13 protein-coding genes, 1 tRNA gene and 1 pseudogene are annotated in these 16,349 nt (G+C 60.0%); 9 read left to right on the top strand and 6 right to left on the bottom strand.

Annotation, left to right across the window (positions count from 1 at the left end; all coding sequences use genetic code 11):
- Positions 1 to 4: 4 nt before the first annotated feature.
- Positions 5 to 81: transfer RNA gene (locus LGR44_RS08345), tRNA-Met, on the top strand.
- Between the two features lie 135 nt (positions 82 to 216).
- On the opposite strand, the gene LGR44_RS08340 is transcribed toward LGR44_RS08345, so the two are convergent.
- From LGR44_RS08340 to LGR44_RS08330, 3 genes are read right to left on the bottom strand one after another with little or no spacing between them, the layout of a single operon-like run.
- On the bottom strand, positions 217 to 1,116 hold the full coding sequence (locus LGR44_RS08340; protein WP_226739224.1) for a DMT family transporter: 900 nt from the start codon (positions 1,114 to 1,116) through the stop codon (positions 217 to 219).
- Positions 1,117 to 1,132: 16 nt separating this feature from the next.
- Positions 1,133 to 3,529, bottom strand: coding sequence for a PIG-L family deacetylase (locus LGR44_RS08335; RefSeq protein ID WP_404809910.1), 2,397 nt, complete (start codon positions 3,527 to 3,529; stop codon positions 1,133 to 1,135).
- A complete protein-coding gene (locus tag LGR44_RS08330; RefSeq protein ID WP_226739222.1) occupies positions 3,519 to 4,772 on the bottom strand; it encodes an ROK family transcriptional regulator in 1,254 nt (417 codons plus the stop codon). The genes LGR44_RS08335 and LGR44_RS08330 overlap by 11 nt, the downstream gene beginning before the upstream one ends.
- Before the next feature lie 157 nt (positions 4,773 to 4,929).
- Between LGR44_RS08330 and LGR44_RS08325 the strand changes: the two genes are divergently transcribed.
- The 6 genes from LGR44_RS08325 to LGR44_RS08300 are packed head-to-tail and all read left to right on the top strand — an operon-like array spanning position 4,930 to position 11,479.
- Positions 4,930 to 6,195 (top strand): extracellular solute-binding protein, encoded by a 1,266-nt coding sequence (locus LGR44_RS08325; RefSeq protein ID WP_404809909.1) that lies wholly within the window; start codon positions 4,930 to 4,932, stop codon positions 6,193 to 6,195.
- Positions 6,196 to 6,221: 26 nt separating this feature from the next.
- Entirely contained in the window at positions 6,222 to 7,148 is a 927-nt protein-coding gene (locus tag LGR44_RS08320) for a carbohydrate ABC transporter permease (RefSeq protein WP_226739217.1), read from the top strand.
- Complete coding sequence (locus LGR44_RS08315; RefSeq protein WP_226739215.1) at positions 7,148 to 8,002, top strand: carbohydrate ABC transporter permease; 855 nt, start codon at positions 7,148 to 7,150, stop codon at positions 8,000 to 8,002. Before LGR44_RS08320 ends, LGR44_RS08315 begins: the two co-directional genes overlap by 1 nt.
- Complete coding sequence (gene argH, locus LGR44_RS08310; protein WP_404809908.1) at positions 8,002 to 9,516, top strand: argininosuccinate lyase; 1,515 nt, start codon at positions 8,002 to 8,004, stop codon at positions 9,514 to 9,516. Before LGR44_RS08315 ends, argH begins: the two co-directional genes overlap by 1 nt.
- Positions 9,516 to 10,586 carry an ABC transporter ATP-binding protein gene (locus LGR44_RS08305; RefSeq protein ID WP_226739210.1) on the top strand — a complete coding sequence of 357 codons (1,071 nt, stop codon included), beginning with the start codon at positions 9,516 to 9,518 and terminating at the stop codon, positions 10,584 to 10,586. The genes argH and LGR44_RS08305 overlap by 1 nt, the downstream gene beginning before the upstream one ends.
- A gap of 5 nt (positions 10,587 to 10,591) precedes the next feature.
- Positions 10,592 to 11,479, top strand: a complete 888-nt coding sequence (locus LGR44_RS08300) for a carbohydrate kinase family protein (protein ID WP_226739208.1) — start codon at positions 10,592 to 10,594, stop codon at positions 11,477 to 11,479.
- A gap of 153 nt (positions 11,480 to 11,632) precedes the next feature.
- Here LGR44_RS08300 and LGR44_RS08295 read toward each other — a convergent pair whose 3' ends face one another.
- Together LGR44_RS08295 and kduD are read right to left on the bottom strand one after the other, a co-directional pair.
- Positions 11,633 to 11,986: a cupin domain-containing protein gene (locus tag LGR44_RS08295; protein WP_226739206.1), complete on the bottom strand. Its 354-nt coding sequence runs from the start codon at positions 11,984 to 11,986 to the stop codon at positions 11,633 to 11,635.
- Between the two features lie 18 nt (positions 11,987 to 12,004).
- Positions 12,005 to 12,763, bottom strand: a complete 759-nt coding sequence (gene kduD / locus LGR44_RS08290; RefSeq protein ID WP_226739204.1) for a 2-dehydro-3-deoxy-D-gluconate 5-dehydrogenase KduD — start codon at positions 12,761 to 12,763, stop codon at positions 12,005 to 12,007.
- A 102-nt stretch (positions 12,764 to 12,865) separates the two neighbouring features.
- Between kduD and LGR44_RS08285 the strand changes: the two are divergent.
- Positions 12,866 to 13,420, top strand: a pseudogene (locus LGR44_RS08285) (GntR family transcriptional regulator); the annotation flags it as partial.
- A 226-nt stretch (positions 13,421 to 13,646) separates the two neighbouring features.
- Here the strand turns inward: LGR44_RS08285 and LGR44_RS08280 are convergent.
- Entirely contained in the window at positions 13,647 to 14,501 is an 855-nt protein-coding gene (locus LGR44_RS08280) for an IclR family transcriptional regulator (RefSeq protein WP_226739202.1), read from the bottom strand.
- A 200-nt stretch (positions 14,502 to 14,701) separates the two neighbouring features.
- Between LGR44_RS08280 and LGR44_RS08275 the strand changes: the two genes are divergently transcribed.
- Entirely contained in the window at positions 14,702 to 16,300 is a 1,599-nt protein-coding gene (locus LGR44_RS08275) for an ABC transporter substrate-binding protein (protein WP_226739200.1), read from the top strand.
- Positions 16,301 to 16,349 lie beyond the last annotated feature (49 nt).

The following is a 16,349-nucleotide window of genomic DNA, read 5'->3' as shown; positions in this document are numbered from 1 at the left end:
CTGGCGCGGGGTGGAGCAGCCCGGTAGCTCGTCAGGCTCATAACCTGAAGGTCACAGGTTCAAATCCTGTCCCCGCAACCAACCACACAAAAAGCCCCTGAACGCCACAAACGTCAGGGGCTTTTTGCCGTCCAGCCCCCTGCTGCGCGGCGGAGCAAAGACTGAGTCGGTATTCCTCATCTACGGGCGAACTCCGTCGCCAATCCGATCTGGGCCTTATGCCCGTCTCCCGCTCCTGAGCCGCCGTTCAGCTGGTGTCGCCAATACCGTGGTCAGGACCACGATAGCTGCACCAAGGCACAGGGACAGCGATGGAACTTCTTCGAAGTAGAGCCAGCCAGCGAAGCCTGAGAAGACAATCGATAGGTATCCTATCGGAGCCAAAAGCCGTGCCTCCTGCTTCTGATAGGCTTGCAGCCAGCAATACTGCCCCAACTGCGCCAGGACGCCGATGAGGATGATGTTTGGCGCCTCAGCCCACGGGATCGGCACCCACACGATGACAGCGGGAATTGACGTCAGCACAGTCAGACCAATCGTGTAGAAGAGCATGAGCACAACCGTGTTCTCACTCGCAAGTCGTCTCGTCTGAACGACAGCCAGAGAGCCGAAGAATACGGATCCGAAGGCTGCAACCAACCCTAAGTTCCACGGGATCGCGTCTGGTCGAACCATGAGAATGACTCCGAGGAAACCAAACGCTGTGAAGACGTAGCGAATCTTGCTGACGCTCTCGCCCAACATGAAGGTCGCCATCACCAGAAGCATGAGCGGCCGTGTGAACCCGATCGCGGTGACCAGAGCGAGAGGCAATGCCGCGAAGGCGGCGAAGTTGAATGTCAGCGCGGCAGAGTTGAACGCAACGCGAGCGAGATGGCCGCGGATGTTGGACAGGTTCGTAAGCTTGGCACGGTGATGCCACACCAATGGGGCTACAGCCACAAACCCGACGAGCGAGCGCAGGAAGACGAGTTGGACGGCCGGGTATGACTCGCCTGCAGCCTTGACGAGGGCCTGCATGGTCGTGACCAGCGCCATATCGAGCGACAGCCAAACCGCACTCCTCCACAAGGGGATCGGAGACAGGAGCGCATCGGTTTCGGGTGCAGCCGCCATATCCCCTCACGAGTCTTCAGGCAGGCTGGACCAGATTCGCCAGAAGGCGGAAGGCGCCGGGAACCAGCTTGTCCAGCTGGTGGTGCAGCACGAGCGCCACATGGGTATGGCGTCCCCGCCCAATGCGGGCGGAAACGAGCGAACCCTTGAGCGGGCTCTCTCCCGGATCATGCAGAGCAAGAAGCTCCTCGTAGGCGGGGTCGTATTCCGCCGCAAAATAGAGCCCCCTCTCCTTGTCCCAGCCCTGCCAGTCATTCACCTCGATTCGGTTCGGAGACATAAGCAAGGGACTGTTGGGCTTTAGAACCGTCACCGGAGCGGAGGGATCAGTCACGCGCCATCTTAGGGACGGCGAGCCGATGACGAGGCGGCGCGGTGGCGTATGATCGGGATTCCAACCGTCAGTGGGACGGTGGTAGAGCGTCACCAAGTGTCCGCCCTCCTCCACGAACCGATGCAGGCGCTTGGTTGCAGCCTGAAGATCCCGTCGGAGCCCAAACCCGAAGATGCCAACGAGGATAGTTGTAAACTCCGAAAGAGAGCCGATCTGCAGATCGGCTTCCGCGAGATCCGTAACCTCAAGACCGAGGCGGCGCATGTGGGTGCCAACATTGTCGCTTCCAGCTCCCACGTATCCGATGCGCGCATCGGTCGGCAGGGCGACATCAAGCGCCAGAACCTTGAGCTCTGCCGGCGCAATATAGAAGGTCGGATGAATATGAGGATAGGCAACAGTTTGGACCTGGCTTATCGGCCTGCCATCAACGATGGGAATGAGGCGTGAAACTCCGGGCCTTGTCAGCTGTGGCGGATCGATGATCCAGTCGCCGCCCTCTGTTCGGACATTCCAGCCTTCCGGTGCATGCCAGTCCGAGGGGTCAGCCCCTGCGGCCTTAACCTGGATGCTGGATGGGCGGTCTCCGATCCTGATGGTCGCAGTGACGGGATCAAGGAACAAGGACTTCAGAGGGACTATCTTCAGAGGTTCCTCAGGGTCTAGATCAACCCCGATGGTGCGTCCTTCCACTTCGCCCGAGACAATGACGCCGGCTTCACCATTGGCGCCGAGAGGATCATACGCCTCGGGATAGTTGCCTGAATGTGGTGCCGACGCTGGAATCGTGATCGCGTACTGGACATGCCCCGGCTCCCGAGCTGTCTCAAAGGCCTCTACTCCATCGGGAAGACGGGGTGAGACCGTGAGGTTCTCAAGGCCGGGCGCATCGATGTGGATGTCTAGAACCATCCGCGCCCCCGGATGGCACGAGCCCTCGAAGAGCGCACGCGCTACTTTCGCATGCACTTCGAAAAGAACAGCATCGATCTCCCGCAGCTTGCGATCGAGACGATGTCGCATCCGATCGACGATTTCCCGATCCAAGTCTCCTCTTACAACTTCAATCAGGTGCGCCGCCCGTCCGAGCGCCTCGCTGATCCGCCTGCGGTCCGGGAACACTGCAAGGGCGGCATCAATATGGTCCTGCGCCTCCCGCAGAGCAGCGGCCGCGGCCTGCGTCAGCCCCGGCGTAGTAGCAAGATCCGCAAGGCTTGCAGACAGGTGATCGCGAATGTCGCTCTCGGTCTCCGACAGACCGCCAGCCCGGAGCTTCAGATGAAGATTCCACTGGTCGGACGGACGGTCGCGCCACACGCCCATGCCTTGGGATGCATGCGCCGCTCGGGACCACTCGCCGAGCTGCCGGTATGCCAAACCGGTGACCTCATCGCCTCCGGCAACCTGGATGCTGAGCGTCACGGGTGGTGGAGGCACCTCGTCATCGTACGCATAGCCCGCCCCCGACCATGCCGGGAGATAGAACTTGGAAACCTGCCAAGGCTGGAGGCCCAATCCCCTATGTTCCGGAAAGGCAGAGGGATCGGCCGCCAGGACGAATGCTCTTTCAGCCGCCCGGGTCATCGCTCGGTGGTGACCATGCTGCCCTGGCACGTCCAGGAAGGTCGGGATGACGATATCCGGCCTGTACTGTCGATAGGCACGGACGAGCCGTTCGACGATGCGTTCCTCGCCCCACCGCCGGAGCGTATCGTCCCCGTTCTTAGAAAAACCGAAATCATGAACCGGATCGTCTGGTCCGTGGCCGAGCCACACCACATCGGCATCTATACGCCGAGCAGCTTCCTCCATCTCTGCGGTCCTAAGCACGCCAAGGGCGCCTCCCCGCTCAGGTCCGAGAGCATTCTGGCCGCCCTCCCCCCTTGTGGAGCAGGCCACGACGACGCGCATGCCATAGGCGAACCTCAACGCCGCCAGCATACCGTTGGCCTCGTCGTCCGGATGTGCCCCTGTATTCATCACGGTCACGACGGACGGCAACCGGCTCAGAGCCCGATGCAGGCGGACAAGAGCTGGATCATGGGCAGCGCGGGCGAGACGACTATGATCATCCAACAAGAGAGATCTCCTCGTTCGATTGTTCCCGGTCCGCCGCCTGGGCGGTATCGAGTCGCGGCGTCATCGTTTCCAAGAGTGGCAAGGCGGCAGCTCCGAGGGCGGCCGTAAGCCGGCCTGTTCGCCCATGGATCAGGCGCGCTTCGTTCCGGTTCCTGCGGCGGGCGACCGACAGGGGAAGTGGCTGCATGGCCTGTGTGAGATCCTCCAGGAGGCCGGGCGGAAGAGCGCCGCCAATCACGATAGCCTCAGGATCGAAGAGGTTTTCGAGCATCGCGATCTGAGGTGCGAGATAGCCGGCCACCTCCTGGATCCAGGCTTGGACGACAGGATGCTTCTCGCGATGGAGCCGCTCCAGATGCGCATAATCGGTATTCTGGATTCCGACTGCTGTTAGCCTTTCCGCAAGGGCATGAATCGACGCATAGGCCTCAAGGCAACCGTGCTGTCCGCACGAGCAGAGGCGTCCGCCCTTCTCCACCAGCACGTGGCCGATCTCGCCCGCATTGCCGTTGGCCCCGCGATACGGACGTCCGTCGATCATGATTCCCAGGCCCAGTCCTTGTCCGAAATAAATCAGGCAGAAGCTTTTCAGGTCCTGGGCCGCACCGTAAAGGCGCTCGCCGACGGCCGCAGCGGTGGCATCGTTCTCAAGCGTGATTGGAGAGCCGAGCACTTGCCCAATACCGGCAACCGCATTGAAATCCAGCCACCCCGACAAGGTCGTCGGCCCGACGGACGTCATGCCTTCGACATCAAATGGACCCGGCATGACGACGCCGACCCCAAGAAGCTGTGGGACAGGAGGCTTTAACTGCGCCTGCGCCGCCTCGATCTCGGCTTTTATGGCGGGAAGCACCGTTTCGGGATCGTTCCGCTGGATCGACAAGCTCCGCTGCGCACGAACACGGCCACCCATGTCAACGAGAAGGGTGGAAATCTGGTCCGCTGCAATTTCGATTCCCGCCGTCATACCGCCGTTGGGATTAACCGCGAACTGGATCGGCGGCAGGCCCCGGCCTGCCCTGAGCCGCCCGGTCCTGATCAGCAGGCCGTCCGCGACGAGGTCTTCAACGATATTCGAGACAGCCTGGGTACTAAGATGTGCATGGCGCGAGATTTCCATCCGTCCGACAGGACCTAACTGACGCACAACATCCAGCACCACACGACGATTGTGAGAGCGGTTTCGCTCCGGATTGCTTCCGATCGTCGATTGTGCTCCGGTTTTGGATTTTCTCGGCATCTCCGGCACTCCACGACGTACGATGACGCGAGGCAAAGAATAACTCAAGTGAATTATCTTATTGACAGGCTGGTAACTCTAAGGGAGCCTTGAGACTGGAGCGGTCCTTGCTCAGGCCGCCACCAAAGAAAAGCCGGGCGCCTCGCGCCCAGCAACAATGGAGAGGGATATGCGTTTTCATCACCTGCTCGCGAGCGCCGCCATAGGCTTCGCCACCCTGACAGCATCCAGCGCCAAGGCCGTCGAGATCGAATACTGGCAATATGTGTTCGATACGCGCGTCAAGGCGATGAACCAGCTGATCGCCAAGTTCCAAGAGGCCAATCCTGACATCAAGGTCAAGCAGACCACGTTTCCCTATGCGGACTACCAAACTAAGGTCGCCGCTGCGATCCTTGCAGGCCAGGGACCTGACGTGGTGCAACTCTTCTACGGCTGGACCGACAACTTCATCGCCGGCAAGATGATCCGCCCCCTGCGCGCGGAAGCTTTCCCCAGCACCGATATCGAGCGCGATTTCTTCCCGATCGTGAGCGCGATGAAGCGCGGAAACGACTATTACGGCCTACCGACCGCCGTGCGTTCCCTGGCACTGTTCTATAACAAGAAGGCCTTCAAGGATGCTGGTCTCGATCCGAACAATCCGCCAAAGACCCTTGATGAACTCGTCACTGCGGCCGAGAAGACCACCAAGCGCGATAGCAGCGGCAATATCATCTCCGCCGGCATGACGCTCGATATGGGTGGACAGGATCACCAATGGTGGCGCGAAGTGCTGATCCGGCAGTTCGGCGGTGTTCCCTATACGGAGAACGACACGAAAGTTGCCTACAACGGCGAAGCCGGCCTAAAGGCACTGACCTTCTACACGGACCTCCAGAAGAAGCACAAGGTGGGTCAAGTCGGCTTTATGGACGAGGGTCAGGCCGCTTTCCGGGCAGGCCTAGCCGCCATGACTATCGACGGCACCTTCCGGCTGGGCTCCTTCAACACGATCAAGGGCTTTGAATGGGGCGTGGTCGAGCTCCCGGCCAATGCTCAGGGCGTGCGCAGCAACTACGCGAGCTATTTCGCCAACGCGATCACCACGAAGGCAGAGGGCGAGAAGCTCGCGGCAGCGGAGAAGTTCCTGGCCTATGTCTCATCGCCCGAAGCCATGAAGATTTGGATGGAGGTAGTGGGCGAGCTGCCGGCACGCCGCGCCGCGGCTCTCACTCCTGAGAACATCGCTCACCCGGTCTATGGCCCGTTCCTCAAAGGTCTTGAATATGCCCATACGACCATGTTCAAGGACGAAGCGGCCCAGCGGCAAGTGACCATCGATATGACCAACCGCGTCCTGATCGGTGGCGAGGATCCGAAGACTTCGCTCGCCAAGGCAGCCGAAGCCGAACAGGCGATCATCGACCGCGCCAAGCGCTAAGCCGGAAGCTCGCGGGGATCAAACCAATGTCCGCTATCGCACATCGAGAGGCCGCCTCAGGCGGCCTCTGGTCGAGGATGAGCCTCGGCCAGAAACAGGTGATATGGGCGTGGGGTTTCCTCGCGGTTCCGCTGATCTTCTATGCCGTGATCCGCTTCTGGCCGACCTTTCAGGCTTTCTACCTCTCGATCACGGACTGGACTATCACGCGGCCTGCCACCTTCGTTGGATTGGAGAACTATAAGAGGCTGTTTGCGGATCCCCTCTTCTGGCAGGTATTCCGCAACACCTTCATGTATCTGATTCTGGGCACGCCGATCAGCCTGCTGATCTCGTTCGTCGTGGCCTATTATCTCGACCGGGTGCGGTTCATGCACTCGTTCATCCGCGCCCTGTACTTTCTTCCGTTCCTCACGACGGCAGCCGCGATGGCGTGGGTCTGGCGCTGGTTCTACCAGCCGGTCCCTATCGGCGTGATAAACGATATTCTTTCAAGCTTCGGCATCCCCCAGCAGCCCTTCCTTCGCTCGACCTCGCAGGCGCTGCCGGCCGTGCTCGCGCCCGCAGTTTGGGCAGGTCTGGGTTTCCAGATCATCATCTTTCTCGCCGGCCTGCGGGCGATTCCCGTTACCTATTATGAGGCCGCGCGCATCGACGGCCTCTCAGAGGGTGCAATCCTGCGAAAGATCACCCTTCCGCTGCTCAAGCCAACTTTGGTTTTCCTGGTCGTGTTCTCGTCTATCGGTTTCCTGCGCATCTTCGACCAAGTCTACAATATCAATACGAACGATCCCGGCGGCCCCCTCAATTCGACCAAGCCCCTCGTCCTGATGATCTATCAGACGGCTTTCAGCTCCTACGAAATGGGATATGCGGCCGCTCAGACGGTGGTTCTATTCCTGATCCTGCTTGTGATCTCCCTTGTTCAACTGCGCATCATGAGAGACCGGTGATGAGAGCTTCCGCATCCTCCTCCCAAGGTCTGCCCATGCCCCGGATCAGGCCCGGCAGAATTATCGCTTGGACGCTCCTGTTGATCGGCGGCATGATCATGGTGACGCCGCTCCTCTTCATGCTGTCGACGTCTCTCAAGGATGCCTCGCAGGTCTACGATCTGCGAGTGATCCCGCAATCACCGACGTTCGACAACTACATTGAAATTCTGGGCGACGGCCGCTTCACGCGCTGGTTCGTCAACTCGATGATCGTGGCGGTTATCGTCACCGTCTCGAACGTTTTTTTCGACAGTCTGGTCGGCTACACGTTGGCGAAGTTTCGGTTCCGTGGCCGGTATCTCGTCTTCGTCGCGATTCTATCCACTCTCATGATTCCGACCGAGATGCTGGTACTGCCTTGGTATCTCATGGCCAGCCAGTTCGGATGGCTGGACAGCTACTGGGGCATCATGTTCCCAGGCATGATGACAGCCTTCGGCACTTTCCTGATGAAACAGTTCTTCGAAGGCGTGCCGGACGACTTCCTGGAGGCAGCGAGAATAGACGGGCTCAACGAGTTCACTATCTGGTGGAAAATCGCCATGCCGCTGGTGACCCCTGCCCTGTCAGCGCTCGCGATCTTTACTTTCCTGGGCAATTGGACGGCTTTCTTTTGGCCGCTTATCGTGACGACGAGCGCCGATCTCTACACTCTCCCTGTAGGCCTCTCCAGCTTCGCGGTAGAGCAGTCCATCCAGTGGGAGAAGATCATGACAGGCGCGAGCATCGCGACCCTCCCGACCCTCATCATCTTCCTGATCCTTCAACGCTACATCGTCCGAGGGGTGATGCTGGCGGGACTTAAAGGCTAATGCCAATGGCTACCGGCACTTTCAGTGACACCTCCGTATTTCCGGATCCGGTCTACAAGGAAACCGTCCTTCGCCCACTCTTCGACGGGGCGAAGGATCATCATGTGGAGGGATTTCGCCGCATCGATCGGGCTCACCTTGTCATGCTCCATGACACCGGAATCCTGACAATCGAGCAGGCTCGGCCCATAGCCCAGGCTCTCGATGCCATCGACCGCGAGGTCGATGTGAGCACTTTGACCTATACCGGTGAAGTGGAGGACTTCTTTTTTCTGATCGAGAAGGAGCTCCGCGCCCGCTTGGGCCCTGATCTCGCGGGACGTCTCCACACGGCCCGCTCCCGCAACGATATCGATCATACCCTGTTCAAGATAGGTCTCAAGCAGCGGATCGATCCCTTGCTGGAACGCTTGGTACGATTGGCCGAGACCCTTGCATCGGTGGCGGAGCGGGAAAGCAGCACGTTGATCGTCGCCTACACCCATGGGCAGCCGGCACAGCCGACGGTCTTCGGCCATTACCTCTCCGCCGTTCTGGAAACCCTGCTGCGCGATATCGCCCGACTGGAGGCCGCCCGTGACATCGTCGACCGCAGCCCCATGGGAGCAGCCGCCATCACCACGAGCGGCTTTCCCATCGACAGGGACCTCATGGCCCACCTCCTCGGCTTCAGTCGTCCGCTGCAGAACTCTTATGGGTGCATTGCATCCATAGACTACATCACCTCGACTTATTCCTCGATCGAACTGATCTTCCTGCATCTTGGCCGGCTCATCCAGGATCTGCAGTTCTGGGCAAGTTTCGAAGTGGGCCAAGTCTACGTTCCCAATGCCTTCGTGCAGATCAGCTCGATCATGCCGCAAAAGCGCAATCCCGTTCCCATCGAGCACATGCGGCACCTCGCATCGCAGACCATCGGGCGGGCGCAGGCCATGCTCACGATCATGCATAACACGCCCTTTACGGACATGAACGACAGTGAGGGTGAGAGCCAGAGCTTCGGTTATGGCGCCTTCGAGAGCGGTGGGCGTGTCCTCGACCTGATCACGGCCCTCATCCCGGCTCTGCGCATCAATCCCGACAGGGTTCGCCAAAACATCCGCCGCAGCTGTATCACTGTGACAGAACTCGCCGACAGCTTGGTGCGCCGTGAGGGACTTTCGTTCCGTGAAGCGCACGAGATCGCAGCGGAAGTCTCCCGCTCCGTCGTTGCCATCGGGGGAGAAATCGCGGTCGACGGCTATGAGACCTTCCGGGAGGCTTTCGAACGCTGCGCGAAGCGACAGACGACAATCGACGTTGCCCAGTTCGCCGAGATCGTCTCGCCGGAGAACTTCGTCGCTGTTCGCGACAGGTTCGGCGGACCGGCCCCAGGAGCGTTGTCCCATGCGATTGCCGGATACAATCAGGAAATCTCTGGCATGCGGAGCCGCATCCAGGAGGCGGCTCAACGTGCCCAAGCGTCGGCGCAGGATCTCCAAACCCGTTTCACCGCACTTCTCGGAGACCGTTAATGGCGACCATTGAACTCGATCGCCTGATCAAGCGCTATGGACAGTCGACCGTTGTCCATGGGATTAACCTGTCGATACAGGATGGCGAATTCGTCGTTCTGGTCGGCCCCTCAGGATGTGGCAAGTCGACCACCCTGCGAATGATTGCAGGGCTTGAGGAAATCAGCGAAGGCGAGATCCGGATCGACGGGCGCGTTGTCAACGACCTTCAGCCCAAGGACCGGAACATCGCCATGGTGTTCCAGAACTACGCAATCTACCCACATATGACGGTGGCCGACAACATCGCCTTCGGCCTCTATCGCTCCAAACTCTCGAAGAGCGAGAAACGTCAGCGCGTCGAGCAAGTCGCCGAAACGCTAGGCTTGTCTCAACTTCTGGAGCGCCGTCCTTCCGCCCTTTCGGGCGGTCAGCGCCAGCGCGTGGCCATCGGTCGTGCGATGGTCCGCAATCCTGCCGCATTCCTATTCGACGAGCCCCTCTCGAACCTCGACGCTCAGTTACGCACTCAGATGCGTATAGAGATCAAGCGGCTTCATCACCGGCTCGGCACTACTTCTGTTTTCGTCACCCATGACCAAGTCGAGGCCATGACCATGGCTGACAGGATCGTGGTGATGCGCGAGGGCCGAATTCTTCAGGTCGGCACACCCCTGGAGCTTTACGAGAAACCAGTCGATGTGTTCACGGCGCGCTTCATCGGCAGCCCGACCATGAACCTGCTGCCTGCCTCCCTGCGGGACGGCGGCGCAGACCTTTCAGTCGGCGGCTCGGTTCGGGTACCGTATTCGTCGGCAACGACATCCGACATTCTGGTCGGCGCCCGCCCGCAGGATCTCGTTCCGACTGTAGCGGATCCACAGGGCCTGACCGTATCGGGCACGGTCGTGGTCGTAGAGACCTTGGGGTCTGAAACGCTCGTCCATATCGAGAGCGCGGGCCAGACCGTCATCGGCTCAGCACCGGGTCGGCAGATCCCGCGTATTGGCGAGCATATGACTCTCCATGCCTCGTCGGAAAGGCTCTACTACTTCGATAAGGCGACAGAAAAATCATTGGCGGTCCGATGAGCGGAATGCCCTTGATACCCAGCAAGGTCGCGTGCCTTGGTCGGACCTATTGCGACATCATTTTCACGGGCCTGTCTGAGATGCCCGTGCTCGGTCGAGAGCGCTTTGCACAGGATGTGACGATCGCGGCTGGAGGCGGAGCCTATATTACGGCGGCCCATCTTGCCTCTCTCGGCCGCCCGGCAGCACTCCTCACCCGCCTGGGAACCGACCCTTTATCGAGAAGCCTCGACCCTGAGCTCGAGGCCAGCGGGATCGACCTGTCCTTTGTGGAGCGCTCGGGCGATGCTGGTCCGCAGCCTACAGTCGCCCTGGTCAAGGGCGGGGAAAGAGCCTTCGTGTCCCGGCGCGCTGGTGGCTCCCGACCTTCTACCTTGGAGCAAGCTCTCTCGGCGCGTGATATCGCCCATCTGCACATCGCAGAATTTGCCACCCTCAAGGACAGCCCGGATGTGATCACCATAGCCCGGAACCTCGGTCTAACGGTTTCGCTCGACCCGAGTTGGGATGATCAGTTGATCCGTCGAGATGCAGACTTCTTCGAGCTTTGCAGAGGGGTCGACATCTTTCTCCCGAATGTCGAGGAAGGCAAAGCGCTGACCGGAGAAAGCTCAGCGGAGGCTATCCTGCGCAGCCTACAGGAGACATTTCCACTGGTTGTACTAAAGCGTGGTGAATACGGCGCAATCGCCTCTTACGGATCGAGCTGTATCTCGGCCGAAGCGCTCCCGGTCAACGTGGTCGATACCACAGGAGCAGGTGATGCATTCAATGCTGGCTTCCTGCATTCTTGGCTCAGAACCTCAGATCTCAACAGAAGCTTGGCGGCCGGAATTGAAGCGGGCGCCCGCTCCGTCCAATCGGCAGGCGGAGCCCCACCACGTTTATCCTAACGAGGTGCGCTCTGAGTGCACCTGCAAGCCAAACCTCTGTTGCCCGCCGGGCTGCTAGGGCAACGCTCCCGAAACCATAGACTTACCAGTTAGAGTTGGCGGCAAACGACACCTTCGAGCCCCTAGGAGAGCTTCGGCGAGGCAGACGGCGATTCATGCTGGAGGTCCGCCAACAAAGTCTTCCCGCATCGGCGTGAACACATCGACGAGAATGCCTGCTTCAACTGCTACGGCACCGTGAACAGCGTTGGATGGGACCAGGAAGCTGTCACCGCGCCTCAGTCGCTCAGTGCGACCGGCAATGGTGATGTCGAAAACTCCCTCTTCGACCAAGCTGCACTGGATGTGAGAATGGGAGTGAAGCGCACCTAAGGCCCCGGCCTCAAAGGCCACACGGACCATCATCACGCCAGCATCGTATGTCAGCACCTTGCGTCGGATACCCTCCCCAGCTGGTTCCCAGTCGAGATTGCTGTCGAATGCGAAGGTCTGGTCTTTGCGGTTCATCGCTCCTCCAGACCTGGTTCAGCGTGCGAGCCAGCCGCCGTCCACGGGCAGAATGACGCCATGGATGTAATCTGCCGCCGAGGACGCCAGAAACACGGCTGCACCGCCAAGGTCGGCCGGATCGCCCCAGCGTCCGGCAGGAATTCGCGCGAGAATGTCACTGCTCCGTTTTGGATCGTTGCGAAGGGCTTCGGTGTTGTTGGTGATAAAATAACCCGGCGCGATGGCATTCACATTGATGCCCTTCGCGGCCCATTCGCAGGCGAGCAGGCGTGTGAGACCCGCAAGTCCGCTTTTACTCGCGGTGTACGACGGAATACGGATTCCGCCCTGGAAGGACAGAAGTGAAGCGATGTTGATGATCTTGCCGCCAGCACCATCGGCGAGCATCCGCCGCGCTACGGCCTGAGATAGGAAGAAGGTGGACTTGAGATTGATATTCATCACATCATCCCAGTCTTTTTCGCTGAAATCGATGGCATCGGCGCGCCTGATAATGCCGGCATTGTTGATTAGAATATCGATGCGCCCGCCCACCTCGGCACCCTCGGCCACAATGCGTTCAATGGGTTCGAGACTCGACAGGTCGGCCTGAACACTGTGGAATCGTGCGCCCACGTCGCGGCACCGGCGCTCCGTTTCGTCCATGGCCGAGCGGCCAACGGCTACAATCGTGGCACCGGCCTCCGCCAGCGCCACGGAAATGGCCTGACCGAGCCCTGTATTGGCTCCGGTCACGATAGCAGTCTTGCCTGTCAAATCGAAGGGGATCGTCATCGCGGCACTCTCGCAGTATTTCCATGGACACCATATCCATGTCGCGGACACAAAGAAGTATCCCAGCATCCGCAATCCAGGAAATGGATCCGCCGGATAGAGCGCCATGGGGTCTCGCGCCAGCCGGTCAGGGAGGCGCTTATCGGCTTAGCTCGAACCCGCTTGGTGGAAATCCAGCCACAGCGCGGAACGGTGGTCGTAAAGATCTCAGTCCGGAAGATGATGGAGGCCCGTTTCGTTCGTGAGGCGATTGAGACCGCCGTCGTGCGGAGGGCGTGCGTATCCTTCGACCGGCAGAGCCGACAAAGGATCGGCGATCTTCTCGAGATGCAGGGGCAGGCAGCACGGCGCGACGACCATGCAGCGTTCCAACGTTACGACGAGCTCTTCCATATTGCGCTTGCCGAGGGAGCCGGCTGCCCGTTGGCTTGGGAGGCAATCCAGGACATTAAGGCTCATATGGACCGCGTTTGCCAACTCACCCTCCCTGGCCCGGAAGCGATGCTGCCCCTGATCGACCAGTATCAGGCTATTATGGCTGCGATCGACGCATGCGATGAGGACGCCGCCGCCGAAGCCATGCGCCGGCATCTCACGGAAATCTTACGGGCTCTGCCTCGTGTCGAGGCCGAACATCCGGAGCTCTTCAGCGGATGATCAACTCGATGTGGGTGATCGGGTAAGCGCCAAAGACGGTTTTTAAGCGCGGCCAGGGAAAAGGTCGCTCTTCGCCCAATTCCGGATGTTTGCTGTCGACCGACCGGCCTCGAACTGGACGCGTCAGTGCAAACCTATGAGACATGGTCGGTCAGCCGGAACGCCATCCCAACAGGCTCTCTGAGAAGTATGCCCAGCCTCCAATGGCGGCTGCCCCAGTAGAGGATTAGAAAGGCTTCCAGCCCCTCAGGGAGCGCGAGATCCGTCGCGCCGTTTCCATAACGACGGGGGCAAGGCGTTCGCGCGCTCCATCGGTGGTCCAATGCGCCGTAGATGTCGAAACACCGACGGCCGCCAAGGGACGGCCATTGCCGTCCAGGATCGGCGCGGCGACCGCAATCTCCCCAAGATTGACCTCTTCATCGACGAGGGCAAAGCCCTCCTGCAGCGCAAGCGCCAAGCGACGCTCGACCTCGACACGCTCGGTGACGGTTCGAGGCGTCCGCGCTTGGAACTCGGTACGATCGAGAATGCCGGCAAGCTCATCGGCCGGAAGCCAAGCAAGCTGCGCGCGACCGCCAGCCGTGCAAAAGGCTGGCAGCCGGCGTCCGATGGTCGACGTCGGATTCATGCGCCGCTGGCTCGGCATCCGTATGACGGCAACCACCTCCGGACCATCGAGTTCGGCGACATTGACAGTCTCTCGGCACTCGTCTCGTGCCGCGGCTACAAACGGTATGGCAACTTCATAAAGCGGACTTGCATGGAGGTAGTGATATGCAAAGTCCAGGATGCGCGCCTTGAGTCGGTATCGGCGTGTTCTCTCATCTTTTTGCAGATAGCCGAGGCGGACCAGAGTGTGCGTGATGCGCTGTGCTGCTCCCATGCTGATACCGGATCGCGCCGCGATCTCCCGCAAGCCTAGAGCATCCCAATCACCGTCGAACGCCTTCAGCACACTCAGGCCCTTGGCCAGTGAGTTGATGAAGAGAGGATCCTCCCGCGCAGTTCCATCTCCAGGATGCTTCGACGGCAGAGTGTCTGGTAGGTCCGAAGTGATTATGGACCTCTGCGATGTCATGACCAACGTCCCTCTCAAAGCTCATCTGCGGGCTTACACTTCCGCCAGCAATCCCTTGACAAGCTCGACCGTTATATTTGAGATGATCGCGTTGCGCTACACCTCTATCGCTATGCGATAACTGGTGTTTGTACTTTAATAACATAAACGCAAGTCTTGTACTTAAGAGACAAGTCTCAAGAAGAGGTCCCAGAGAGGTCATGAAACACCAGACGACCGTCCTTGCCGGCGCCCTAGCCACCATGCTCCTCGCGAGCCATGCCTCGGCCGCCGAGCTCCGGATCGGCACAGCAGCCGAGCCAAGCTCACTCGATCCGCACTATCACAACCTCACACCCAACAACACGCTGCGCCGGCACATCTTTGAATCCTTGGTCGATCAGGATGCAAAGCAGCGCCTGATCCCGGCCCTGGCCGAGTCCTGGCGCACGCTCGATGACAAGACCTGGGAGTTCAAGCTCCGTAAGGGCGTGAAATTCCACGACGGGAGCGAGTTCACGGCGCAGGACTTCGTTTACACTCTCTGCCGCATCCCGAACGTAGCAAACAGTCCATCGTCGTTCACGCTGTATACCAAGGGTATCGACTCCATTGAGGTCACCGATCCTCACACCATCATCGTCAAGACGGCCGCCCCTTATCCGCTCCTGCCTGTGGAGATGACGACTTTCGGCATCATCTCGGCCAAGGCCGCCGGCGGCGAGGGTGTCACGTTCGACAAGGCCGGCTGCAAGGCGGATTCCTGGCCCTCGACTCAGGCTTTCAACGACGGAACGCTCGCTATCGGCACCGGTCCCTTCAAGCTCGCCGAGTACCGCAAGGGCGAGCGTGTCGTACTCGAGCGCAACCCCGACTACTGGGGCGAGAAACCCGAGTGGGACAAAGTGACTTTCAGGCCGATTACCAGCGACGGGCCGCGAGTTGCAGCGCTGCTGGCCGGCGACGTTGATATGGTGGACGAACCGCCACTGCAGGATCTCGAGCGACTGCGCAAAGACCCCAAAGTTTCCGTCGTCGAGACCATGTCCAACCGCGTCGTTTATCTTGCTCTCGATCAGGCCGAGAAAACCCCGACGATCAGTGGCACCGATGGCAAGAACCCATTGCGCGACATCCGCGTTCGTCAGGCTCTCTCGCTCGCCATCGATCGCGGCGCCATCGTGAAGCGGATCATGAACAACACCGCAGAGCCGGCGGCGCAGCTTTTGGCCCCCGGACTTTTCGGGACGAACCCGGACCTGAAGGTCGCTTATGACCCGAACAAGGCAAAGCAGTTGCTCGCCGAAGCCGGCTATCCCAACGGTTTCGAACTGACCATCGGCACTCCGAACGACCGCTACATCAACGACGAGAAGATTGCCCAGGCAGTCGCTCAGATGTACAGCCGCATCGGTATCAAGACTCAAGTGGACGCTGCCACCGTCAATGTCTTCTTCTCTCGCCGCAACAAGGGTGAGTTCAGCGTCTTCCTCGCTGGATGGAGCGCTGCGACCGGCGAAGCTTCGTCACCGCTGAAGTCGCTCGTCGCCACAAGGATCAAGGAGAAGGGTTTTGGACCGACGAACTACACCGGATATTCCAATCCGAAACTCGACGACCTGCTGACCCAGGCACTCGCCACCGTCGACGACGCCGCTCGTGAAAAGCTCCTGGCCGAGGCCATGAAGGTCGTAAGCGATGACGTAGCGATCTTGCCGCTGCACTACGAAGTCACTTCGTGGGCCATGCGCAAGGGCTTGAGCTACGCGCCGCGCGCCGACCAGTACACGCTGGCGGCCTCCGTCCGCTCGGCGAAGTAACATCAATGAGCCGGGGGCGGCACATGCCGCCCTCGGCCACCCAACGCCT

The organism is Microvirga lenta (assembly GCF_020532555.1).
Lineage (GTDB): Bacteria > Pseudomonadota > Alphaproteobacteria > Rhizobiales > Beijerinckiaceae > Microvirga > Microvirga lenta.
Note: the sequence above shows the minus strand (reverse complement) of the source record. Positions and strands in the feature narration are given on the sequence as shown.